The following is a 22498-nucleotide window of genomic DNA, read 5'->3' as shown; positions in this document are numbered from 1 at the left end:
AAATACCATGTTGAATAATGCTGTTGATACCAAAGTGGTATTTATGCGGATCTTGCTTGCACTGTTATGCCTGGTGTTTGCGGGGGTTGTTTCTGCGCAGACCAATACCCCTAATGTAGTGGATACGGCCGCAAATAATTTACCATTGACGCAAACAACTCCTTCTAACCTGGGTAGCCTGCCTGCCATTCCTGGGTTGCCAGCGTTAACGGTTAAAACCAATCCGGATGGCACGCAGGAATATACGGTCACGCTGCAAATCCTCGCCATTATGACGGCGCTGACGTTTTTACCGGCGCTATTAATGATGATGACATCCTTTACCCGCATTATTATTGTGTTTTCTATTTTGCGTCAGGCACTGGGTTTGCAACAGTCGCCGTCAAACCAGATTTTGATTGGTCTCGCGTTATTTTTAACCCTGTTTATTATGCAGCCGGTATTAAATAAGGTGAATGAAGATGCGCTGCAGCCCTACATTAACCAGCAGATTGGTGCGCAGGAAGCTCTGGCAAAAACCGCTGCCCCTTTTCATGCGTTTATGATTGCCCAGACGCGCGAATCCGATATCGCTTTGTTTGTAGGCATCGCCAAGCATCCGCCGATAGCCACACCGGAGGAAACACCATTCAGTATTTTGGTGCCCGCATTCATTATCAGTGAATTAAAAACGGCATTCCAAATTGGTTTTATTATTTTCATTCCCTTTTTGGTAATCGATATTGTGGTATCCAGTGTGCTTATGGCCATGGGTATGATGATGCTCTCGCCATTGATTATTTCCCTGCCGTTTAAAATTATGTTGTTTGTCCTCGTCGACGGCTGGGCGATGATTGTAGGCACGCTCGCCGCTAGCTACGGCATATGATGGAGGCTTTATTATGATGACTCCCGAAGTAGTAATGGATTTATTCGCAGAGGCATTTTTTCTGGTGATCTTGATGCTGCTGGTTATTATTGGCCCCGGTTTGATCGTGGGGCTGATCGTGAGTATGTTCCAAGCGGCGACTCAAATTAACGAGCAGACCCTCAGTTTTTTGCCGCGTCTTATCGTTACTTTGATTACATTGATGATGGCGGGTCCCTGGTTGTTAACCAAGTTTATGGATTTATTTAATCGATTATTTTCGAGCGTACCTTCTCTTATTGGGTAAAACGGGGCCTCATCGGGTCGGTCAGAGCAATGCAAGAATTAATCATAAGTGAAGAGCAGCTATCGCAATTTATCGGCCAGTACCTCTGGCCGTTGTTGCGTATCAGCGCTTTTTATTTTGCCGTGCCGGTCATTGGTGCGCGTACTGTACCGGCCCGTGTGCGTATTATCCTCACCCTGTTTACCTCCATCATGATCGCTCCGGTATTGCCGCCTGCGCCTGTGGTTTCGTTTGTGTCGGCGCAAGGTTTTATGATGATCATTCAAGAAGTGCTGATTGGTCTGGCTTTAGGCTTTGCCATGCAGGTAGTGCTGCATGTGTTTGTATTGGCGGGGCAGTTTATCGCAATGAAAATGGGCTTGGGATTTGCTGCGATGAATGATCCATCCAGCGGTGTAAGTGTGACTATTTTATCGCAATTTTATTTATTAGTGTCCACCTTATTATTTTTGGCCAGTAATGGTCACTTGGTAGTGTTGCAATTAATGATCGACAGTTTTACCACCTTTCCGATTGGTGGGGCAGGCATGAATAGCGCCCATTTTATGACGATTGTAGATTTGGGTTCCTGGTTATTTAGTGCGGCCTTATTAATTACTTTGCCGCTGTTCACGTCATTAATGATTGTGAATATGTCGTTTGGAGTAATGAGCCGTTCAGCACCGCAAATGAACGTATTCACGGTAGGTTTCCCCATCACCCTGATATTTGGTTTTATCCTCATGTGGTTCACGCTTGCCAACTTCTTACCAGTGTATTTTGAAATTATGGAAGAGGGTATAGGTGTGCTGCGTACTTTGGCATTGACCCCATAAGGTGTAGTCATGGCTGAAGAAGACGACAGCAGTCAGGAAAAAACGGAAGAGGCCAGTTCGCGCAAAATTGAAAAAGCGCGCGAAGAAGGCCAGATTCCCCGCTCCAGAGATCTCACGACTACAGCGGTTTTAATGTTGGCGGCGCTGGGTATTTATTTCTTTGCTGAATTTATGGGCGCAAAATTGATTGGCCTTACACGCGACAATTTTGTCCTCAACCGCGCAACGATTTATGACCCCAATGCCATGATTGCCCATTTGGCTAGCGCCATTTATGACGGCCTTTTTAGTATTGCGCCACTGATGGCGATTTTATTAATCGCCTCGATTGTCGGCCCGATTGCTTTAGGTGGTTGGAACTTCAGCGGTAAAGCCATGGAGCCAAAGCTGAGTCGTATGGATCCGCTGGCGGGGATTAAACGCATGTTTTCAGTTAAATCCCTGATTGAATTATTAAAAGCCCTGGGCAAAGTACTGATTATTTTAGGTGCGACTATTTGGCTGTTAAAATTTTACGCGCAGGATATGTTTCGCTTGGTGGATGAAAGCGTTGGCAACGCGATTATCCATTCCCTGGAAATCTCCATTTTTGCCACTATCGCACTTTCTGCGACTACGATTTTAATTGCTGCGATTGATGTTCCTCTGCAAATTTACGAATACAATAAAAAATTAAAAATGTCGCGGCAGGATCAAAAAGATGAATCCAAAGATACGGATGGTAAGCCGGAAGTAAAAGGCCGTATTCGTCAGTTGCAACGGGAAATGGCGCAGCGCCGCATGATGTCTAATGTCCCCCAAGCCGATGTCGTCATCACCAACCCGGAACACTTTTCGGTGGCCCTGAAATACGATCCGGAAAATATGGATACGCCGATTATGATTGCCAAAGGTGGTGATCACACCGCATTAAAAATCCGTGAAATTGCCAACGCCCACAAAATCGAAATTATCCAATCACCTGTGCTCGCGCGTGCGATTTTTTACACCACAGAAGTAGATCAGGAAATTCCATCCGGGTTGTACCTTGCGGTCGCGCAAATATTGGCTTATGTGTTTCAACTGCGCAATTTCCGTAAAGGAAAAGGTGAGAAACCTGCATATCCACGCAATATCAATGTACCGCGTGACTTGCGGTACGACGCTACAGGTAAGTTGGATTAAACTTAGAACCCTTCTATCAATAAATTGATTGCCGCCAAAATTTCGTAGCGAAAATTCCCCAGGTTGCCTACCTCTTCAGTTAGCAGATGTTTGCTGATACCCGCCATTTGCGGTGTTAACAGCAACAGCGTTTCACCGTTGATGGTGAGCTTGGGGGTTAGGGTGGTAATGCCGCTGCCCTTAAAGCTGGACTCGCGGATGAGTGGGATCACCATGCGTGTATCCAAGCCTGCAAGTAGGTCATTTTGCACATCCAGCAAATAAGGGACGTGGTGGTTTTCCAGATTGTGGTTTTTGTAAGCGCGGAATTGGCTCATCAGAAACCCCGCTGTGGATCATTGGGATTGCTGTTTTGTTCGGTGTATTGGTTGTACTCATCGATGGCGCTTTTATTGGCGGATAACCAAAGCTCCTGTTGGCGCTGCTTCACTTTCTCCACTAGCGCCTGCTCGAGCGTAGCGGATAAATTGATCTCAAACTCTTTAGCTTTGCGCAATAACTCACTGTTAATACTCACATTTGTGGGTTTTTTGGGCGCGCTGGGATCGTAGATGTTGTTCATAATTAATGCTCAATTATAATGCGCATAGTTTATGCGCATTTTTATTAAAGATCAAATAATAAACAGCTTTGCAGATCTGTTGTAGTAATTGCGTAAATCGGTACGCTTCTTGCGATATCACGGAAAAATGACCTAACTGTCAAGAATCCGTGCTTATGGCCTTACCAACGTTTAACCAGTTGAATAACTTTAACGGCAAAGCTGCGTTTGGCTCAGTACGCGCCATGGGGCGTGGCAATCTGGGTATTCCAATCCTGCTGATGATGCTTCTGGCAATGATCATATTGCCGATTCCCCCCTTGCTGCTGGATGCGTTCTTCACCTTCAATATCGCGCTGTCGTTGGTGGTGTTGCTGGTTGCTGTATATGCCATGCGCCCTTTAGATTTCGCCGCTTTCCCTACTATTTTGTTGATTGCAACGCTTCTCCGCTTGGGCTTGAACGTAGCCTCCACCCGTGTGGTGTTGTTGGAAGGCCACAATGGTGGCGATGCGGCAGGTAAGGTAATCGAAGCCTTTGGGCACGTAGTTATTGGCGGGAATCTCGCTGTGGGTATCGTGGTGTTTATCATCTTGATGATCATCAACTTCGTGGTAATCACCAAGGGTGCAGGCCGTATATCCGAGGTGAGCGCACGCTTTACCCTCGATGCAATGCCCGGTAAACAAATGGCGATTGATGCGGACTTGAATGCGGGCTTAATTGATCAGGATCAGGCGCGCGCACGTCGTCAGGAAGTGTCTGCCGAAGCTGACTTTTACGGTGCAATGGACGGTGCCAGTAAGTTTGTGCGCGGCGATGCTGTCGCGGGCATCATGATTATGTTCATCAATATTTTTGGTGGACTTGCCATCGGCATGATGCAGCATGATCTTGAGTTTGGTGATGCCTTTGAAAAATACACCATCCTCACTATCGGCGATGGCCTTGTGGCGCAAATCCCTGGTCTTTTGCTGTCGGTTGCCTCCGCCATTTTGGTAACCCGCGTTAATAGCTCTGAAGACATGGGCAAAATGGTGGTAAGCCAAATGTTTACCTCGCCTAAAGCTTTAGCTGTCGCTGCTATTATGTTGATTATTATGGGGTCCGTCCCCGGTATGCCACATCTTGCATTCTTGGGCTTGGGCTTGTTGTGTGCTGGCTTGGCGTATTACATCCATTGGCGTAAGCAGCAACCGGCTGTAGTGGAAGAGAATACATTTATTCCTGCAGGTGCTCGTGCTGCGGGAGAGGTTGCGCCGTCGGGCGGTGCCAGTATTGCACCGCAGCGCTCGGCACCAGCTTTACCTCCGGGTGCTCAGGAGTCGCCAGAGCTGGGTTGGGATGATGTGCAGCCGGTGGATGTCATCGGCTTGGAGGTGGGGTATCGCCTGATTCCTATGGTCGATAAAAATCAAGGTGGCGAACTGCTTGGCCGTATCAAAGGTGTGCGCAAAAAGCTCTCGCAAGAGATGGGCTTTTTAATTCCTTCAGTTCATATCCGCGACAATCTGGATTTGAACCCCACCGGTTATCGCCTCAGCTTGATGGGCGTTTCGATGGCGGAAGCCGACGTGTATCCCGATCGCGAATTGGCGATTAATCCGGGGCAGGTGTTCGGTACCCTCGACGGTATTAAAACCAAAGATCCGGCGTTTGGCCTGGATGCAATCTGGATCAATCCCAGCCAGCGTGAACAGGCGCAGACATTGGGTTACACCGTAGTTGATCCGAGCACGGTGGTGGCGACTCATCTCAACCAAATCCTTCAGCAGCATACTTTTGAACTGCTCGGTCATGAGGATGTGCAGAAGCTGCTGGATATGCTAGCCAAGACATCGCCCAAGCTTGTGGAAGAGCTAGTGCCTAACACGATGGGGATTAATGTCCTGTTGAAAGTGTTGCAGAACTTGCTGCGCGAACGCGTACCTATCCGCGATATCCGTTCCATCGCCGAAGCCTTGGCGGGAAGCGGTGGCAAGAGTCAAGATCCCGCCGCTCTTACCGCATTGGCCAGGGTGGCCTTATGCCGTCAAATTGTCCAAAACATTGTGGGTAATGACCGAAACCTGCCAGTTATCACGCTTGAGCCGACGTTGGAACAGTTGTTGCTAAACACCGTACAGCAGGCACAAAAAGCTGGCGCGGATGATAGCGCCTTTATTGAGCCTGGCTTGGCAGATCGTCTGCAGCAATCATTGATTAGCGCAGCGCAGAAACAAGAACTTTCAGGTAAACCTTTGGTATTGCTCGTAGCAGCGCCGCTCAGGCCAATGCTATCGCGCTTTGTTCGCCACAGTGTTCCTGATATGCGGGTACTGGCTTACACCGAAGTGCCCGACAACAAACAGATCAGTATCGATGCAAGTGTCGGTGCCGATAAAAAATAGCCCAACCGGGTAGGAGTTGAATATGCAAGTCAAACGTTTCGTAGCAGCTGATATGCGCCGTGCGTTGGAATTGGTTCGCCAGGAACTGGGGCCAGATGCCATTATTCTCTCCAGCAATCGCATTCCGGAAGGGGTGGAATTGCTGACTACCATGGGTTCCGATTACGAACTCAAGCAATTGCAAAATCGCCCTTTTTCCGAATCCACATTTGCGCCGAGCGAGCCACTGTTGAGTGATGGTGATATCTCTCCCCGCGCTTTGGCAAATCCGCAACCGCGCCGCGCCGCGCCAGTGATTAGTAGAGCGGTTGATCAGCCCGCCCATCCTAATGCAGGTAAAAGCGGTGCGCAGTTGGCCGATGATATTGAAAAAGCGCGTTTGCGCATGATTGCTGCGCGCAAAGCAGAAGATTCGGCGAAAGAATTTTTAGTGGGAAAAAATACGGTCGTGAACGCAGGGATTCCGCGCAATACTCCGGCACCAGCACAGAAGCCAATGGTTGGTATGAGTGCCGCCGAAAGATATCCGTTAGTTGATGCAGCTCCGGTATCTGCTTTAGCTCCCTCGTTGCGAGCAGCTTCAGCGACAGCACTCAGCAAAGAGGCAATGTCATTCCGCGAGGCCTTGCTGAAAGAGGGGCGCTTGCAAGAAGCGCCCAAGGCTGAAGGCCCAACCAGGGATAGCGTTGACCAATCCTCACAGCTCACCGATCTACAAGCAGAAATTGCCGATATGCGCTTTTTACTGGAGCAGCAATTGGATCGTCTTACTGGCCAACAATCGGCACCGATTAATTCCCCTGTGCTTGCCAGCGTTGCGCGTCGTCTTGAGCGATTGAATTTGCCGAAGGATGTTATCAGCAGCGTTATCAACGCCTGCACTAAAGCCAAAACTCTAAGCGATGCCTGGCCGGATGCGTTGGCGAACCTTGCGCACCAATTGCCAATTAATGGGCGTGATGTGGTCGAGCAAGGCGGTGTGTTTGCATTTGTCGGCCCGACCGGTGTAGGCAAAACCACTACCATTGGTAAATTGGCGGCGCGCTATGTGTTACAGCATGGTGCCGATAAGGTCGCGCTTATTACTACCGATACCTACCGCATCGCCGCTCATGACCAGTTGCGTTCACTCGCGCGTATTTTGCGTGTACCAGTGCGCGTGGTGGACGAAGCCAATCCTCTGGATTCAGTCCTGCGCAGCCTGCGTCATTGTTCGCTGGTGTTAATTGATACCGCTGGTTTCCGCCACGGCGACCCGCATCTGAAAGCACAATTGAAAGCATTGGCTGAGCAGCAAGTGGTAAAAACCTATCTTGTTATGTCATGCAACAGCCAGGTACAAATGTTAAAAGCATCGATCCATGCATATGGCGCTGCGCGTTTGCAAGGTTGCATCCTTACCAAATTAGACGAGACCGCAAGCATTGGTGAAGCCTTGGGAGTTGCCATACAAAATCGCTTGTCGATTGCCTACACCACCGACGGGCAAGACATTCCCAAAAATTTGGATGTGGCGCGTGCGCATCAATTGGTGTCGAAAGCGGTTGCATTGCTTAAATCCAATCCAACAACGGCTGTCTCGTAAACGGTGAAGGTTAAACAACAGTTATAACCACAGGAATTTGTCGGTGAAACTGAAATTAGTCGGATGAAATTCCAATCCCTATCTATACTCAGATCACCATTGGTGTACCCCAAGGCCCATTCGGCAACCAGGCGTACAACTCGAAGAAATAGGTTTGGAGTTATGTGTAGATGAGCCAAATGCGACCAGTACAAGTGATCGCTGTGTCCGGCGGCAAGGGCGGAGTAGGGAAGAGCAATATTTCCGTTAACCTCAGCATTGCGCTGGCAGAATTGCGTCGGCGTGTGGTGTTGTTGGATGCTGACTTGGGCTTAGCCAATGTCGATGTGCTGTTGGGGATCAGGGCGACCCATACGCTGGCAGATGTACTTGCCGGCACCCATAGTTTGGCGGACGTACTGGTAAGTGGTCCTGCAGGTATGAAGATTGTTCCTGCGTCATCCGGTGTACAGCGCATGGCAGAACTAAGTGCTGCTGAGCACGCAGGACTGATCAATGCCTTCAATGATCTTTCGGATCAAGTTGATATCCTGGTTATCGATACGGCAGCCGGTATTTCCGATACGGTCGTGAGTTTTGTGCGTGCTGCCAATGAAGTGATTATCGTTGTCTGCGACGAACCTTCATCTATTACCGACTCCTACGCATTGATCAAATTACTCAACAAAGAATACGGCATGCAGCGTTTCCGGGTGGTGGCGAATATGACGCGTACACCGCAGGAAGGCATCAATATGTTTAACAAGCTCAATACCGTATGCGAACGCTTTCTGGATGTGACTTTGCAGTTTGTCGGCCAGGTTCCCTTCGACGAAAACGTGCGCAAAGCGGTACAAAAACAAAAATCCCTGCTGGAATTTGCGCCCACTTCCAAAGCGTCTGTCGCTATACGTGCACTTGCACAAGTCGTAGATAAATGGCCGCTACCCAACTCGCCTACAGGGCGCCTGGAATTTTTTGTAGAACGTTTATTGCAGGCTGCGAATGCGCGCTAGCCTGGTGTGTGATGCAGAAAAAAATAGGTATGTAATACGTTGTGCCGCCAGATCGTTGGTAAAACGCAGGGTTGTTGCTGATAAGAAGGTGCTCAATGGCCGTAGTCAATGGTTTAGCCATGTACGATAAAAAAACCTTACTTGATGTACAGATCAATATTGAAGACTACGCGCCTTTGGTAAAGCGTATTGCCTATCACATGATGATGCGTATGCCGGCCAGCGTGCAGGTGGACGATCTTATCCAGGCTGGCATGATCGGCCTTATCGAAGCCTCCCAAAAATACGATGCCTCCCGCGGTGCAAGTTTTGAAACTTATGCGGGTATCCGAATTCGCGGTGCAATTGTTGACGAAATGCGCCGCGGCGATTGGGTTCCGCGCTCAGTGCACCGCAATGCACGCCGTGTTTCCCAGGCCGTTGCTGCAGTAGAAGCGCGCACCGGTCGCGATGCCACTGACAGTGAAGTCGCCGCCGAGTTAGGTGTGGAACTCAATGAATATTTTGAAATGCTGCAAGATTCCAATGGCAGTCGCCTATTCAGCTATGAAGAAACTTTTGGCGAGGAAGACAGCAATATAGATGCATCTGAGCACAGCAGCGCGTTTGTCAGCCCGCTCGATGGTATCCAGCGCGATGGCTTAAAAAAAGCACTGGTGAAGGCTATAGCCCTCTTGCCCGAACGTGAACGGATGGTGTTGGCGCTCTACTATGATCAAGAACTAAATCTGAAAGAAATTGGTATGGTGCTCGGAGTCAGTGAATCCCGCGTGAGCCAGATCCACAGTCAGGCGGCAGCGCGGCTGCGCCACAAATTGGCAGATTGGCAATCGGGCTGATGACTGTTTAAATAACAAACGAATCTAGCAAAAAGCATCGTTCAAGTTGCAGTGTAAATATCAAAAACTCTGTGTTTTCAGCGAATTGGGCTATGATTCGAATTAAAAGTTGAAGATTGATGCGCCGGAACTGGCCGAAGCTTCAACTCCTACTAGACTATGATTAAATGAAAATCCCGTCAGGGTGAGTGGAGGTTGCGTTGGATAAGAATATGAAAATCTTAATTGTTGACGACTTTTCAACAATGCGACGGATTATTAAAAACTTGCTGCGGGACTTGGGTTTTTCCAATACCCATGAAGCGGATGATGGGGTTACAGCATTGCCGATGCTGAAAAGTGGCGACTTTCAATTTCTAGTCACAGATTGGAATATGCCAGGTATGACGGGTATCGATTTGCTGAAAGCCGTTCGGGCAGATGAAAAGTTGCGCACCTTACCGGTGTTAATGGTAACGGCTGAGGCCAAGCGCGACCAGATTATTGAGGCAGCGCAAGCGGGTGTTAATGGTTATGTTGTCAAACCATTTACCGCTCAAGCACTCAAGGAAAAAATCGAGAAAATTTTTGATCGCGTAGGTTAATTTGGCTCGATCAAATAATAAATAAGGCGTTGTCATGGCATCTGAACCCCAAACATCTTTCAACGAAGAATTTGTTGTCGAATTGAAAGAGTGCGCCAAGTTGCTCACGGAGAAATTGCAAAGCAATCAATTCGAAGAGGCATCGGTGCTGATTCACACCATCACCCAAGCGCGCGACCGACATATATTTCAGTCGGTGGGGCGTTTAACGCGCGGTCTGCACAATGCTATTGTCAATTTTAATGTGGACGCGGACTTAACCAAAGAGCCGCCCAAAATTGCCAACTCAGATATTCATGATGCATCCAATCGTTTGAATTACGTTATTGATCTCACACAAAAAGCAGCTGAAAAAACCATGGATATGGTCGATGAGGCAGCACCTATTGCGATGAACCTTGGGCAAGAGGCCAGCAGCTTACGTGCAGAATGGGCGCGGCTTAAGCGCCGTGAAATGGGCCCTGATGAGTTTCGCCAGCTCTATGACCGCATGGATGATTTTCTCAAGCAGATGGTAACTGGCACCGAACAATTAAGTAAAAATCTACAAGACATTGTACTGGAGCAGGGCTTTCAGGATTTAACTGGGCAAGTGTTAAAACGCGTGATCGGTTTAATTAACGATGTTGAAAAAGATCTAGTCAGTCTGGTGCGTATTGCGGGTCAAGTGGAAGAAATTGCTGGTCTTTCGAATGACAGCGAGACACTCGATCATGACAAAGAAATTATGAATAAGCGCAAGGTCGAAGCCGAAGGCCCACAAATTAATAAAGAGCGTGCAGATGTAATGTCCGGGCAAGACGATGTCGATGATTTATTGTCTAGCCTTGGTTTTTAGGTCTGCGGGTCACGCGAGGAACGTTGAATGAGTTTTGGTGATGACGAGGATATTCTCCAGGATTTTCTGGTAGAGGCGGGAGAAATCCTTGAGCGCCTCAGCCAGCAATTGGTTGACTTGGAGCAGCGCCCTGAAGATAAAGACTTGCTAAATGCAATCTTTCGCGGTTTTCATACCGTAAAAGGTGGTGCCGGCTTTTTAGCGTTGACCCCAATGGTTGAATGTTGTCATTTGACGGAAAACTTGTTTGATATTTTGCGCAATGGAAAACGCGCCGTTACTTCTGAATTAATGGACGTAGTGCTAGAAGCGTTGGACTTAGTGAACCAACAGTTTGAATTGGTTTCCCAACGCGAAGCCTTGCCACCAGTAGATCATTCATTAATTGCTGCGTTGGAACGTTTGGTTTCATGCGCCGATTTGGATGAGGCCGCTGAAGCTGCAAACGCAAACATTGCGGCTGCCAGTGAAACTGTTGTTACAGAAACTCCCACCGGTGATATTACCGATGCAGAGTTTGAACAATTACTTGATGCAATTGCTGGTGAACCGGCATCGGCTGCTTCTACATCTGTTGCTGCTGCACCCGTCAGTACATCGGGCAACGATGAAATTACTGAAGATGAATTTGATGCACTACTTGATCAATTGCACGGCAAAGGGAGTGCTCCCGGTATAGCGCCTCCCGCGGCAGCTGTTGTCACACCTGCTACTGCCGCCACCAGTAATGAGATTACCGAAGACGAATTCGAAGCATTACTCGATCAATTGCACGGTAAGGGTAAAGGGCCTGCTGCTGCACCTGTAGCGCCTGCGGTATCTGCACCAGCCCCAACTGCAGCTAGCGGTGGCAGTGATTTAATTAGTGATGATGAATTTGATGCGCTACTGGATCAACTTCATGGCAAAGGAAAAGGGCCTGGCGTTATAGCAGCTACACCTGCATCATCAGTACCCGTATCTAACGTAAAAGCACCTGAAGTAAAACCTGCACCTGCAGTAGCAAAACCTGCCCCGGTTGCAGCCAAAAAAGTAGAGCCGCCTAAACCAGTTGTTGCACCAGCGACCTCTCCCGCACCTGTCAGCGATAAAGAAGCGCCGCAAGTTGAAACGACTGTGCGTGTCGATACCCAGCGTCTCGACGATATTATGAATATGGTTGGCGAATTGGTTTTGGTGCGTAACCGTTTAGTGCGTTTAGGTAATAGTTCTACTAATGAGGCCTTGGTAAAGGCTGTCGCAAATCTTGATGTGGTGACTGCCGATTTGCAAACATCGGTCATGAAAACCCGCATGCAACCGATCAAAAAGGTGTTTGGTCGTTTCCCGCGTGTAGTGCGCGATTTGGCGCGCAGTTTGCGCAAAGAAATCAATCTGGAATTGGTAGGTGAAGAAACTGATCTGGATAAAAATTTGGTAGAAGCGCTCGCCGACCCTTTGGTGCATTTGGTACGCAACTCGGTCGACCACGGCATTGAATTTCCTGAGGTACGTGAAGCCGCCGGTAAACCACGGTTGGGGCAAGTGATACTTTCTGCAGAACAAGAGGGCGATCATATCCTGTTATCGATTAGCGATGATGGCGCAGGTATGGACCCCGTTAAGCTACGCACGATTGCTGTCGAAAAAGGGTTGTTTGATGAAGACACCGCTAATCGCCTCTCAGATACGGAAGCCTATAATTTAATTTTTGCTCCAGGTTTTTCTACTAAAAAAGAAATTTCGGATGTGTCAGGGCGTGGTGTGGGGATGGATGTGGTGAAAACCAAAATCACCCAACTTAACGGCACCGTGGAAATTAAATCAGAATTAGGTAAAGGCACACGCTTTATCATCAAAGTGCCACTGACTTTGGCGATTATGCCAACGTTAATGTTTATGCTGGGGCAACAAACCTTTGCGTTTCCGCTGGTGAGTGTCAATGAAATTTTCCATATGGATCTCACCAGGAGCCATATTGTTGACGGCCAGGATTGCGTTGCTATTCGCGACCAGGCAATCCCGCTGTTTTATATGAAAGATTGGTTGGTAAAAAATGCCTATGGTGAGCGCCCGGACAATGCACATGTGGTGATTGTCACGGTAGGCACCCGCCGTGTTGGTTTTGTGGTGGATCAACTGATCGGTCAGGAAGAGGTGGTGATTAAACCGCTTGGAAAAATGTTACAAGGTACTCCGGGTATGGCAGGTGCAACTATTACCGGTGATGGCACCATCGCATTGATTTTGGATATTCCCAGTTTACTTCGTCGCTATGCAAAGGGATCGACTAGCTGGGGTCATAGTTAGTTGTCGTTAAGCTGGCAATACTTTTTCCCAAGGTTGCTCCAACCATTTTATTTTCCAAAGCAGTTGCAACTGCGGAGTGAGTTAGATGCCTGTCCGGGTATTGGTAGTTGATGATTCGAATTTCTTTCAGCATCGCCTGAAAGATATTATTAATGAGCATCCGGATTTAAAAGTGATTGGTATCGCCAGTAATGGCCGTGAAGCAGTAGAGAAAGCAGAGCAGCTTAAGCCTGATATCATCACCATGGATTTTGAAATGCCGGTGATGGATGGTGTTACGGCGATCAAGCTCATCATGGCGAATCGTAAAGTTCCTATTTTAATGTTTAGCTCTCTCACCTATGAGGGAGCGAAAGTGACTTTGGATGCATTGGCAGCAGGTGCATTGGATTTTATTCCCAAGGATTTTGCTGAAGTATCGCGCAGCTCAGAATCCCTAAAGAAAAAATTGCACGAGCGTTTAATTACGCTGGCTGGTGTTACAGCACGTGCAGTTCCCGTTGCTGAACCGAAACCTTCATCGATTCCTATAGCACCTAATTTGCGCGCACCGGTTCCAGGTGCATCTGCACCTGCTCGTGCCCCCGTAAGTTCCCAGCAAGATGAATCAGCAAAAGCATCTGGTCCTGATAATTACCGCTTAAAAAAACAACCCAAGATATTAGTGATTGGTGCATCTACCGGTGGGCCGGTCGCCCTGGCAGAAGTATTAATTACCTTGCCAGCAAATTTTCCGTTGCCGATAGTGCTCGTGCAGCATATGCCTGAAAACTTTACCAAAGCATTTGCAGAGCGTTTAAACAAACAATGCAACATTCGTGTTCGTGAAGCGGTTGATGGCGATCAATTACAACCGGGGTTGGCGCTGCTGGCGCCAGGTGGAAAACAATTGATGCTGGATAAACGCAATGGTGGTTCTGTGCGAGTGTTGCCGGATGATGAGCGTGTTAATTACAAGCCGTCGCTGGATATCACCTTTGGATCGGCTGCTAATATTTATGGTGATAAAGTGTTGGGAGTCGTGTTGACGGGAATGGGGTCGGACGGTTGCAATGGTGCGCGTCTATTAAAAGAGGCTGGTTCAGCACTCTGGTCACAGGACGAAGCAAGTTGTGTGATTTATGGTATGCCCATGGCAGTCGCGCGTGCTGGACTGACAGATAAAGTACTTAGCCTGAAAGACATAGGGCCGCGTTTGGTGCGAGAGGTAATGTAATGGATTTACTCAGCATCCTTGGCGTTATTATTGCGTTTGCCGCCATTATCGGTGGAAATTTTTTGGAAGGGGGAGGCTTGGGTACGTTAGTCAATGGACCTGCTGCTTTTATTGTATTTGGTGGCACCTTGGGTGCTGCCATGCTACAGACATCCAAAAATAGTTTGAAACGTGCATTAAAAATTATTAGTTGGGTTTTTAAACCACCCTATGTTCCCTTTAAACAAGGTGTTGCCAATATCGTGCGCTGGGCAGCTGCCGCGCGTAAGGATGGTCTCTTGGGGCTTGAAGCGATTTCCGAGCGGGAAAAAGATAAGTTTGCAAAAAAAGGATTGCAGTTATTAGTGGATGGCAATGAGCCAGAAGTGATTCGCCGCATCCTGGAAACAGATTTGATTGTGGATGAGCAGCGCGATTTTGATGCAATAAAATTTTATGAATCCATGGGCGGATACGCGCCCACTATCGGAATTATTGGCGCCGTAATGGGGTTGATTCATGTAATGAATAATCTTGCTGATCCTGCCACTCTTGGGCCTGGAATCGCTATTGCATTTGTGGCGACCATTTATGGTGTGGCGCTTGCTAATTTGGTATTCATTCCTATGTCTAACAAATTGCGTATGTGTGTAAATGAAAATTCCCAATACCGTGAATTAATTATCGAAGGTATCATCGCTATTGCTGATGGCGAGAACCCGCGTTCGATTGAAATGAAATTAAACGGGTATTTACATCCTCATTAAGTTCACAGTAGTCATTTTTTATGGTGCGTCGCAGACGGCAAGAAGTTCATGTTAATCAAGAGCGTTGGCTGATTTCCTATGCCGACTTTATTACCCTGCTGTTTGCTTTTTTTGTAGTGATGTATTCCATTTCCCAAGTAAATGACAGTAAATACCGTGTCTTATCTGATACCTTTATTGAAGCATTCAACCAGCCTACCGATGCACAAATAAATTCTGAGCCGCAAGACACTAACTCGCCATCAACAGCGATCATTGCACCTATTGATATGGGGCAAACAGCAGTAGAACCGGTGAGTGGGGAGCAGGCCTCAGCAATTAGCGGCCAATCTACCGTTGAAATTCCGCAGCCGGATGAACCAATTAAAACCAGTGATGAACTCACACAAATTTCTGATTTGGTGACTGAAAAATTTACGCAGCTAATCAATGATCAAATGATCCAGGTCTCCAGCAATGAGTTGTGGTTGCAGATTGAGTTGAAGGATAGCATTTTGTTTTCATCGGGCAGTGCAGATACCAGTGAGCAAGCGCAAAAAATATTTGATGAGATTGCGGGTATTTTGCAGGGCTATTCAAACCCGGTTCAAGTAGAAGGGTTTACCGATAACATTCCCATCAAGAGTGTGAAATACCCTACCAACTGGGAACTTTCCACTGCGCGTGCCAGCGCAATTGTGAAGTATCTGGCGAGTAAAGGTGTTGCTCCTGAACGTTTGTCTGCCGTGGGTTATGGTGAGTATCAGCCTGTTGCCGCGAATGATACGGAACAGGGTAGGGCACAAAATCGCCGAGTCACTATTATGGTTGCCAAACGTAAAATGGATCGCCCCAAGATTAGTGTTGAACCTGCTAAACCATTGCCCCAAGCTGTACCTGATTCGTCAGTATCAAATTAACCTGTTAGCCCACTATTGATAAAAAGTCGGGGCATTCAGTGTGAACTCCATGAGGCCATTCATGCGTCTATTGGCATTGGGTAAAATGTATTTGCACTGCAGATGCCTGATGCTGGTTTTTATTGCATTCTATTTGACGGTCGCACCGGTGAGTTCTCTCGCTAATGACGTAAAACCTCTAATGACGGTGGTGATTTCGCGCGAAAGCAAACTCACACCTGATCACGACGATTATTACTTCAGCAAGTTGTTAGAGCTGGCGCTGGCTAAAACTGCATCTACTCATGGGCCGTACCAGATTAAACTGGTTCCGGTTATGCCAATTACTAACCGGCTGCTGCGCGAAATTGAGTTGGGCCGAGTTGATATCACCTGGATGCCCTACAATAGGAATGCACCAGCGCAGCTAATGCCCATTAAAATTCGTCTGTTAAAAAATTTGAGTGACCATCGTGTATTTTTAATTCGCGCAGATGATCAGGCTCGATTCTCTCAGGTTAAGTCCATAGAAGACTTGCGTCGCTTACGCGGTGGTATTGGCTCGCATTGGCCTGATCGGTCCGTTATGGAAGAAAACGGACTGCCACTGGTATTAAGCTTAAGTTATTTTAATTTGTTCAAGATGCTTGCCTCCAACCGGTTTGATTATTACTCCCGTGGCATCCATCAGGTATTGCCTGAAGTGCGCGCTTATGCAGATAAAGGGCTGGCACTGGAGCGTGAGCTGCTCCTTCGCTATGAAAACCCAGTGTATTTTTACGTGAACAAATCGAATACTTTACTTGCCGAGCGGCTTTCACTTGGGTTGAAAATAGCGGTTGACGATGGCAGTTTTGATGCGTTGTTTCATCAGTTTGAGAACTTTACCTGGGCTGAATCCATGCTCAAGCAAGCAAATCGCCGCGTGATACCGCTAAGTAATTTTAGTTTCAGTGATGCACCTCAGTAATAGGTCGCCACCATTGAAAACCTGCCGCATCTTTTCCCTGTCGTAAGCGCGCAATTGCGCTTTACATCCTCGCTAAATATTCCCGGTTAAATGCCGATAGCTTGACGTTCCTTGAGGCTGGGCAATAATTAACTTCCGGCTGGTTGAAAAATAATCGCCCCTGTCCATTGCAAGTGTTCGATAAGGGATTTTCATTACCGTGCGGTGTTGATAAAGGCGACAATAACCCGCAAAGTATAAAACTGATAATCCTGATTTTAGGCGAGTGGGCATAGAGCTTGCTTTGCTTGGTATAGGGGCAAAAAATGTCTGGTGTTTGACGCCAGCGAGGATTCAAACGTGCGTGTTCTGGCAATAGCAAACCAAAAGGGTGGGGTGGGTAAAACGACCACTAGTGTGTCGCTTGGGGGGCTAATTGCCTCATCAGGGAAACGTGTGCTATTGCTGGATATTGACCCGCATGGTTCGCTATCGACCTATTTCCGTCAGGATCCTGACTCCCAAACCCTCAGCAGCTACACCTTGTTCCAGGAGCGCAAAGAGCTTTCGCGGGATTCTATCCGCAAGCTGATCATCGCCACCGATTATCCCAATCTTCATGTAATGCCGTCGACCACTGCCTTGGCTACCCTGGAGCGCCAAGCGATAGGGCAGGATGGGATGGGGCTCGTATTAAGCCGGGCGTTGGCGCATATCGCCGATGATTACGATTATGTGTTGATAGATACACCGCCCTTGTTGGGTGTATTGATGGTAAATGCATTGGCGGCTTGCCAGTATTTGGTGATTCCCGTGCAGACGGAGTTCCTTGCGCTCAAAGGGTTGGAGCGCATGGTCAACACACTTAAGATGATGTCGCGTTCACGCAAGAAAGCCCTGGCCTATACTATTGTTCCCGTTATGTTTGACCGCCGTACCCAAGCATCGGTCACGAGCTTGCGTACCATTCGAAATACTTATCCTGAACAGGCCTGGCCTGGCCATATTCCTATCGATACCCGCTTCCGCGATGCAAGTAAAGCGGGTGTGCCGCCCCATTTATTTGATGCAGTCAGCCGCGGTGCCGAGGCTTATCAGTCTCTCTGGCATTGGTTGGAAAAAGCGATACGTGCGGATGAAGCAAAAATCGAGACCTCGCCAGTGGTTATCGCCAATAAGGCGGGTGTCGTGTCGTGAGTAAGCGAAAAGATTCCGGCGATGATATCAAGCCGCCTGACGACAGCTTGAGTAATTACTTTGATGATTTGCTGGGTGGCGAAGATGTGCTTGAGCAAGCGTTTGCGGCAATGGATGAGCGCCCCATGCCGATTGCTGCCGGCTCCGGTGGTGCACGTGTGGTTTCCTTGCCGACTAAAAAAAATCCGGAAGAAAAACTTAAAAAAACCAACCTGCGCGCTGAGCCAACGCCTAAATCTGCTCCCAAACCTATAGCCTCATTTGCTGAACCCGAACCCGTTCAAACACTGGAGCAGAAGCGTCAACTTGAAAGGCTGCTGCAATCGGCGCGAACACAATTATTAGTGGATACACCAGTAACTACGCAGATTTCGACTGAGACAAAAACCTCATTTGTCAGCGATCCTGATGAAATTCAGGAATGGATTATTGAAACTCCAGTTGTCGAGGCTGTTCCTGTAGAGGTGATCACAGCGGTTACGCATGAAGAAATCTCCCAAGTTGCGCATTTTCAAATGGAGGGGTTGGAATGGCTGGAGAATGGCCGTCCGCAATGGGCACAGTCGCGGTTTGATGTGCTCTTATTTAAGGTATCAGGGCTGACGCTTGCGGTGCCGCTGATATCGCTAGGGCAAATACAGCCGCTAACGGATGAGCTGACTCCGTTATTTGGTCAGGCTGATTGGTTTATGGGGTTGCAACCTACACCGGCCGGTAAAATCCGCACGGTCAACACAGCCAAGTTTGTGATGCCTGAGCGTTATGATCCACGATTTTTGGAAACCGCAAAGTATGTTATGTCGATCAACGGAGTGCCTTGGGGGTTGGCCGTTGATTCGGTGAATCAACCTATCACCTTGATGCCAGATGATGTTAAGTGGCGCAGTGATCGCAGCAATCGCCCTTGGCTTGCTGGTACAGTGAAAGATCATATGTGCGCGTTGTTGGACATCCCCCGTATCGGTCAAATGCTGGTTGATGCGGATAAAAATTTTGTACCTGCCTGATTGCGCCAAACTGATTATTAACGCCGGCCTCAATGACTAAACAAAAGTGGCATAGGAAAAGTCCTCGGCTATAGTTATAACGACATTTATGTGATTTGCCGTCCACCGGAGGCGGCTATAGAGGAATTAGACGATGGCAACTGATGCAGCAAAGAATAAGAGTAGTGATGATCCCGTACTGCAGTGGGTAACCTTTCGACTGGATGGCGAAACTTACGGTATTAACGTAATGCAAGTGCAGGAAGTGCTGCGCTACTCCGAGATAGCCCCGGTACCGGGTGCGCCATCCTATGTGTTGGGGATTATCAATCTACGCGGCAATGTAGTAACGGTGATTGATACCCGCCACCGCTTTAATTTATCCAGCGGCGAGATTACCGATAATACCCGTATCGTGATTATCGAAACTGACCGCCATGTGATTGGTATTTTGGTGGACAGTGTGGCCGAAGTGGTTTACCTGCGCCAATCAGAAATTGAAATGGCTCCCAATGTTGGCAATGAGGAAAGCGCTAAATTTATCCAGGGGGTTTGCCACAAAAACAACGAACTCTTAATCCTGATCGATTTAAATAAACTGCTGACCAGTGAAGAGTGGTCAGAACTGGAAGATGTTTGAGTTGTTAAACCACTTAGGGCAAGCTGGCGGTCATTGATGGAATCGGACGCAGAGAAACTCCCATGACAGTGTTGGAAATAGGTTTGTCGGCATCTGCAATTGTCAGTGTTATCGCACTGGTGATTGCCGTGCTCAGTTTGAAGCACGTGCGCCGTCAAGCAGACGCAAATGAAAAACTGATTCAAAAATTGATGCGTGAAGTGGCGGCGTCCAGCAGTGGTTCCGTCGGCATGGGGCAGCGTTTGCTGGCAATGGAAAAGCGGTTGCAAGCCAATGCGGCCAAACAGCCGGAAAAAATTGATTACTACAATGACGACGAATTCCAGCCTTATTCACAAGCGGCACAAATGTTTAAGATGGGTATGGATTGCGATGAGGTAGCGCGGCGCTGTGGATTGTCGCGCGCGGAAGCCTCGCTATTGGAGATGATGCAAAAATCCAGTCACTAACAATAGCATCAAGCGTGAGTGTAAAAAAAGGAGATCCATTGATCTCCTTTTTTATTGCGTCATTTTTTTGCGTGAATTTGGCAGCATGAAATTATTGTTGATAATGAAATGCCTGCCCGCTAACACCAACAGAATCATCGCTTAATAAATATACGTAAGACGACATTAATGCTTCTGGTGATTTTACCGTTTCCGGATCTTCTGCAGGATAAGCCGCTGCGCGCATAGCAGTACGTGTCGCGCCGGGGTTGATACTATTGGCTCGAATGCGAGTCGCGCCTTCCAGTTCGTCGTGTAGCGTCTGCATAAAATTTTCGGTCGCCGCTTTGGATGCAGCATAAGCGCCCCAAAATGCACGGCCTTTAAATGCAACGCTGGAGCTGGTAAATAAAATGCTCGCGTTTTCTGAGCGCTCTAGCAATGGCAGCAAAGCCTGCGTCATCATAAACGGTGAATTCACATTGATTTGCATGCAGCGCAACCAAGCGCTAACTGAATAATTACTGATAGGTGTGCGCTCACCTAAATCTGCCGCATTAAACAGGATTCCATCCAATCGCCCAAACGTATCTTCAAGTGCGTTGCACATATCGTCGTAATCTTTTTCAACGGCGCTTTCGAAATTAATAGGGTAAATGGCGGGCTGTGGATGGCCCGCCGCTTCAATCTCATCATAAACCTGTTCCAGTTTGGCCAGTGTGCGCCCGCAGAGAATGACGGTCGCGCCACACCCAGCAAACGTTATTGCTGCCGTTTTGCCAATGCCTGCACCAGCACCCGTAACGAGAATAATTTTTCCACTCAGTGCGTCAGATTTAATGGTGTAATCGTGAGGAGTTTGCATGGCTATGCCTTTAACAAATGGTTTTACAAATATTTTTCAATGATTGGCCAAATTTCATTAGCGTGGTTTACGCAGTAATCCGCATTCCAGCTTGCCGGATCATCACCTTCATCTACATAACCATAAGCCGCAGCGATAGTGATACTACCGGCGCCTTTGCCGCAGTCGATATCGCGTTTATGGTCGCCGATATAAATTATCTCATCGGGGGTGCAGCCCAATTGTTTGCTGGCGAGAAATAAAGATTCAGGATCGGGTTTGCTGCGTGCTACATGGTCGGGGCAAATCACACTGAGCGGCGCAGGGTGTATGTCCAGTGCGGCCATTAAGGGTAAGGTATAGGTTGCCGGTTTATTGGTAGCTATGCCCCAGGCGATGTTGTTATCGGCCAATTTATCGAGTAAATCATTAATGCCGGGAAATGGAGTGGTATAGACCGCGATATGCGCCAGATACAATTCCAATAGTCGATGGCGTAGCGGCTCGAATTGCTCGTTGCTCTCGTCAATAGCAAAAGCAAGTTTGATCAATGCTTTGGAGCCGTTTGATACGCCTGCGCGAATAGTTTCTGCAGCGAGGGCAGGGCGTTGTTGTTCAGCGAGTAATTGGTTGACGACGACAATAAAATCCGGCGCGGTATCCAATAAAGTCCCGTCCAGATCAAACATCACTGCGCGAATAGATTTTGCCATTAATCGCTAACCTTTTTAGCATGCAACAGATAATTAACGCTGACATCATTTGGATTGAGCTTGTAGTGTTTGGTCAGCGGGTTGTAAGTCATACCGGTAATGGTTTGCAATTCCAAACCTGCTGCGCGCAACCATTGCGCCAGTTCAGAGGGGCGAATAAATTTGCTGTACTCGTGTGTGCCCTTGGGCAGCAATTTTAAAATATATTCTGCACCAAGAATGGCAAATGCATAGGCTTTCGGGCTGCGATTGATGGTAGAGAAATATACATCACCACCTTCTTTTACCAGCTGCGCACAGGCGCGTACTACCGATGAGGGATCGGGTACGTGTTCCAGCATTTCCATACAAGTAACAACATCAAACTCGCCGGGCATTTTCGCTGCTTTATCTTCTGCAGTGATTTGCTCGTAAGTTAATTCAACACCACTTTCCAGTGCGTGCAAGCGCGCAACGGCAAGTGGGGCTTCCCCCATATCGATGCCCGTTACTACCGCGCCGCGCTGTGCAAGTGATTCGGCGAGAATGCCACCGCCGCAACCCACGTCGATAATTTTTTTCTGTGCAACCGGCGAGCGTTCGTCAATAAAATTAGCACGCAGTGGATTGATATCATGCAATGGTTTGAATTCACTGTTCTTATCCCACCAGCGGCTGGCGAGGGCTTCAAATTTTGCAATTTCGGCAGTATCGACATTGGCCATAAT

24 protein-coding genes are annotated in these 22498 nt (G+C 48.0%); 19 read left to right on the top strand and 5 right to left on the bottom strand.

Annotated features, from left to right (window positions below; genetic code table 11):
- Positions 1-7 precede the first annotated feature (7 nt).
- The 4 genes from fliP to flhB are packed head-to-tail and all read left to right on the top strand — an operon-like array spanning position 8 to position 3133.
- Positions 8-868 carry a flagellar type III secretion system pore protein FliP gene (gene fliP / locus B4E62_RS12980; protein WP_310070732.1) on the top strand — a complete coding sequence of 287 codons (861 nt, stop codon included), beginning with the start codon at positions 8-10 and terminating at the stop codon, positions 866-868.
- 16 nt (positions 869-884) lie between these two features.
- Positions 885-1154, top strand: coding sequence for a flagellar biosynthesis protein FliQ (gene fliQ, locus B4E62_RS12975; RefSeq protein ID WP_133684121.1), 270 nt, complete (start codon positions 885-887; stop codon positions 1152-1154).
- 29 nt (positions 1155-1183) lie between these two features.
- On the top strand, positions 1184-1969 hold the full coding sequence (fliR, locus tag B4E62_RS12970) for a flagellar biosynthetic protein FliR (protein ID WP_310070735.1): 786 nt from the start codon (positions 1184-1186) through the stop codon (positions 1967-1969).
- Between the two features lie 9 nt (positions 1970-1978).
- Entirely contained in the window at positions 1979-3133 is a 1155-nt protein-coding gene (flhB, locus tag B4E62_RS12965) for a flagellar biosynthesis protein FlhB (RefSeq protein WP_331352344.1), read from the top strand.
- A 2-nt stretch (positions 3134-3135) separates the two neighbouring features.
- Here flhB and B4E62_RS12960 read toward each other — a convergent pair whose 3' ends face one another.
- The gene (locus tag B4E62_RS12960; protein ID WP_310070741.1) at positions 3136-3450 is read right to left on the bottom strand and encodes a CcdB family protein; all 315 of its coding nucleotides are present in this window, start codon (positions 3448-3450) and stop codon (positions 3136-3138) included.
- Positions 3450-3695, bottom strand: coding sequence for a type II toxin-antitoxin system CcdA family antitoxin (locus B4E62_RS12955; RefSeq protein ID WP_331352343.1), 246 nt, complete (start codon positions 3693-3695; stop codon positions 3450-3452). The genes B4E62_RS12960 and B4E62_RS12955 overlap by 1 nt, the downstream gene beginning before the upstream one ends.
- A 155-nt stretch (positions 3696-3850) precedes the next feature.
- Here B4E62_RS12955 and flhA point away from each other — a divergent pair, with 155 nt between their 5' ends.
- The 15 genes from flhA (at position 3851) to B4E62_RS12880 (ending at position 20255) form a co-directional block, all read left to right on the top strand.
- Positions 3851-6064 (top strand): flagellar biosynthesis protein FlhA, encoded by a 2214-nt coding sequence (flhA, locus tag B4E62_RS12950; RefSeq protein ID WP_331352342.1) that lies wholly within the window; start codon positions 3851-3853, stop codon positions 6062-6064.
- A 22-nt stretch (positions 6065-6086) separates the two neighbouring features.
- A complete protein-coding gene (flhF, locus tag B4E62_RS12945) occupies positions 6087-7649 on the top strand; it encodes a flagellar biosynthesis protein FlhF (protein WP_331352341.1) in 1563 nt (520 codons plus the stop codon).
- Positions 7650-7819: 170 nt separating this feature from the next.
- On the top strand, positions 7820-8644 hold the full coding sequence (locus B4E62_RS12940) for a MinD/ParA family protein (RefSeq protein ID WP_310070750.1): 825 nt from the start codon (positions 7820-7822) through the stop codon (positions 8642-8644).
- Between the two features lie 119 nt (positions 8645-8763).
- Complete coding sequence (locus tag B4E62_RS12935; RefSeq protein WP_414633269.1) at positions 8764-9483, top strand: RNA polymerase sigma factor FliA; 720 nt, start codon at positions 8764-8766, stop codon at positions 9481-9483.
- A gap of 200 nt (positions 9484-9683) precedes the next feature.
- The gene (gene cheY / locus B4E62_RS12930) at positions 9684-10067 is read left to right on the top strand and encodes a chemotaxis response regulator CheY (protein WP_039914554.1); all 384 of its coding nucleotides are present in this window, start codon (positions 9684-9686) and stop codon (positions 10065-10067) included.
- 34 nt (positions 10068-10101) lie between these two features.
- Positions 10102-10905 carry a protein phosphatase CheZ gene (locus B4E62_RS12925; RefSeq protein WP_331352339.1) on the top strand — a complete coding sequence of 268 codons (804 nt, stop codon included), beginning with the start codon at positions 10102-10104 and terminating at the stop codon, positions 10903-10905.
- Positions 10906-10932: 27 nt separating this feature from the next.
- Entirely contained in the window at positions 10933-13194 is a 2262-nt protein-coding gene (locus tag B4E62_RS12920) for a chemotaxis protein CheA (RefSeq protein ID WP_331352338.1), read from the top strand.
- A gap of 85 nt (positions 13195-13279) precedes the next feature.
- Positions 13280-14410 (top strand): chemotaxis response regulator protein-glutamate methylesterase, encoded by a 1131-nt coding sequence (locus B4E62_RS12915; protein WP_331352337.1) that lies wholly within the window; start codon positions 13280-13282, stop codon positions 14408-14410.
- Positions 14410-15156, top strand: a complete 747-nt coding sequence (locus tag B4E62_RS12910; protein ID WP_310070767.1) for a flagellar motor protein — start codon at positions 14410-14412, stop codon at positions 15154-15156. The genes B4E62_RS12915 and B4E62_RS12910 overlap by 1 nt, the downstream gene beginning before the upstream one ends.
- Before the next feature lie 20 nt (positions 15157-15176).
- On the top strand, positions 15177-16055 hold the full coding sequence (gene motD / locus B4E62_RS12905; protein WP_331352336.1) for a flagellar motor protein MotD: 879 nt from the start codon (positions 15177-15179) through the stop codon (positions 16053-16055).
- Between the two features lie 109 nt (positions 16056-16164).
- Entirely contained in the window at positions 16165-17004 is an 840-nt protein-coding gene (locus tag B4E62_RS12900; protein WP_331352335.1) for a hypothetical protein, read from the top strand.
- Between the two features lie 339 nt (positions 17005-17343).
- Positions 17344-18180, top strand: coding sequence for a ParA family protein (locus tag B4E62_RS12895; protein WP_331352334.1), 837 nt, complete (start codon positions 17344-17346; stop codon positions 18178-18180).
- Positions 18177-19187: a chemotaxis protein CheW gene (locus B4E62_RS12890; protein ID WP_331352333.1), complete on the top strand. Its 1011-nt coding sequence runs from the start codon at positions 18177-18179 to the stop codon at positions 19185-19187. Before B4E62_RS12895 ends, B4E62_RS12890 begins: the two co-directional genes overlap by 4 nt.
- 133 nt (positions 19188-19320) lie before the next feature.
- Positions 19321-19806: a chemotaxis protein CheW gene (locus B4E62_RS12885; RefSeq protein WP_310070777.1), complete on the top strand. Its 486-nt coding sequence runs from the start codon at positions 19321-19323 to the stop codon at positions 19804-19806.
- A gap of 62 nt (positions 19807-19868) precedes the next feature.
- Positions 19869-20255, top strand: coding sequence for a DUF2802 domain-containing protein (locus B4E62_RS12880; RefSeq protein ID WP_310070780.1), 387 nt, complete (start codon positions 19869-19871; stop codon positions 20253-20255).
- Between the two features lie 91 nt (positions 20256-20346).
- Here B4E62_RS12880 and B4E62_RS12875 read toward each other — a convergent pair whose 3' ends face one another.
- From B4E62_RS12875 to ubiG, 3 genes are read right to left on the bottom strand one after another with little or no spacing between them, the layout of a single operon-like run.
- Entirely contained in the window at positions 20347-21099 is a 753-nt protein-coding gene (locus B4E62_RS12875) for a YciK family oxidoreductase (protein ID WP_331352332.1), read from the bottom strand.
- Positions 21100-21122: 23 nt separating this feature from the next.
- Complete coding sequence (locus tag B4E62_RS12870) at positions 21123-21791, bottom strand: HAD-IA family hydrolase (protein WP_331352331.1); 669 nt, start codon at positions 21789-21791, stop codon at positions 21123-21125.
- Positions 21791-22495 (bottom strand): bifunctional 2-polyprenyl-6-hydroxyphenol methylase/3-demethylubiquinol 3-O-methyltransferase UbiG, encoded by a 705-nt coding sequence (ubiG, locus tag B4E62_RS12865; protein WP_310071337.1) that lies wholly within the window; start codon positions 22493-22495, stop codon positions 21791-21793. The genes B4E62_RS12870 and ubiG overlap by 1 nt, the downstream gene beginning before the upstream one ends.
- Between the last annotated feature and the right edge of the window lie 3 nt (positions 22496-22498).

The organism is Cellvibrio sp. UBA7671, assembly GCA_002483145.1.
Taxonomy (GTDB): domain Bacteria; phylum Pseudomonadota; class Gammaproteobacteria; order Pseudomonadales; family Cellvibrionaceae; genus Cellvibrio; species Cellvibrio fibrivorans.
This window is presented reverse-complemented; position numbering and strand designations above follow the sequence as displayed.

Excerpts from the sequence above, each read along its gene's own strand:
- fliP (WP_310070732.1), top strand. The coding sequence starts at position 8 with ATGTTGAATAATGCTGTTGATACCAAAGTGGTATTTATGCGGATCTTG.
- fliQ (WP_133684121.1), top strand. The coding sequence starts at position 885 with ATGACTCCCGAAGTAGTAATGGATTTATTCGCAGAGGCATTTTTTCTG.
- fliR (WP_310070735.1), top strand. The coding sequence starts at position 1,184 with ATGCAAGAATTAATCATAAGTGAAGAGCAGCTATCGCAATTTATCGGC.
- flhB (WP_331352344.1), top strand. The coding sequence starts at position 1,979 with ATGGCTGAAGAAGACGACAGCAGTCAGGAAAAAACGGAAGAGGCCAGT.
- B4E62_RS12960 (WP_310070741.1), bottom strand. The coding sequence starts at position 3,450 with ATGAGCCAATTCCGCGCTTACAAAAACCACAATCTGGAAAACCACCAC.
- B4E62_RS12955 (WP_331352343.1), bottom strand. The coding sequence starts at position 3,695 with ATGAACAACATCTACGATCCCAGCGCGCCCAAAAAACCCACAAATGTG.
- flhA (WP_331352342.1), top strand. The coding sequence starts at position 3,851 with ATGGCCTTACCAACGTTTAACCAGTTGAATAACTTTAACGGCAAAGCT.
- flhF (WP_331352341.1), top strand. The coding sequence starts at position 6,087 with ATGCAAGTCAAACGTTTCGTAGCAGCTGATATGCGCCGTGCGTTGGAA.
- B4E62_RS12940 (WP_310070750.1), top strand. The coding sequence starts at position 7,820 with ATGAGCCAAATGCGACCAGTACAAGTGATCGCTGTGTCCGGCGGCAAG.
- B4E62_RS12935 (WP_414633269.1), top strand. The coding sequence starts at position 8,764 with ATGTACGATAAAAAAACCTTACTTGATGTACAGATCAATATTGAAGAC.
- B4E62_RS12925 (WP_331352339.1), top strand. The coding sequence starts at position 10,102 with ATGGCATCTGAACCCCAAACATCTTTCAACGAAGAATTTGTTGTCGAA.
- B4E62_RS12920 (WP_331352338.1), top strand. The coding sequence starts at position 10,933 with ATGAGTTTTGGTGATGACGAGGATATTCTCCAGGATTTTCTGGTAGAG.
- B4E62_RS12915 (WP_331352337.1), top strand. The coding sequence starts at position 13,280 with ATGCCTGTCCGGGTATTGGTAGTTGATGATTCGAATTTCTTTCAGCAT.
- B4E62_RS12910 (WP_310070767.1), top strand. The coding sequence starts at position 14,410 with ATGGATTTACTCAGCATCCTTGGCGTTATTATTGCGTTTGCCGCCATT.
- motD (WP_331352336.1), top strand. The coding sequence starts at position 15,177 with ATGGTGCGTCGCAGACGGCAAGAAGTTCATGTTAATCAAGAGCGTTGG.
- B4E62_RS12900 (WP_331352335.1), top strand. The coding sequence starts at position 16,165 with ATGCTGGTTTTTATTGCATTCTATTTGACGGTCGCACCGGTGAGTTCT.
- B4E62_RS12885 (WP_310070777.1), top strand. The coding sequence starts at position 19,321 with ATGGCAACTGATGCAGCAAAGAATAAGAGTAGTGATGATCCCGTACTG.
- B4E62_RS12880 (WP_310070780.1), top strand. The coding sequence starts at position 19,869 with ATGACAGTGTTGGAAATAGGTTTGTCGGCATCTGCAATTGTCAGTGTT.
- B4E62_RS12875 (WP_331352332.1), bottom strand. The coding sequence starts at position 21,099 with ATGCAAACTCCTCACGATTACACCATTAAATCTGACGCACTGAGTGGA.
- B4E62_RS12870 (WP_331352331.1), bottom strand. The coding sequence starts at position 21,791 with ATGGCAAAATCTATTCGCGCAGTGATGTTTGATCTGGACGGGACTTTA.
- ubiG (WP_310071337.1), bottom strand. The coding sequence starts at position 22,495 with ATGGCCAATGTCGATACTGCCGAAATTGCAAAATTTGAAGCCCTCGCC.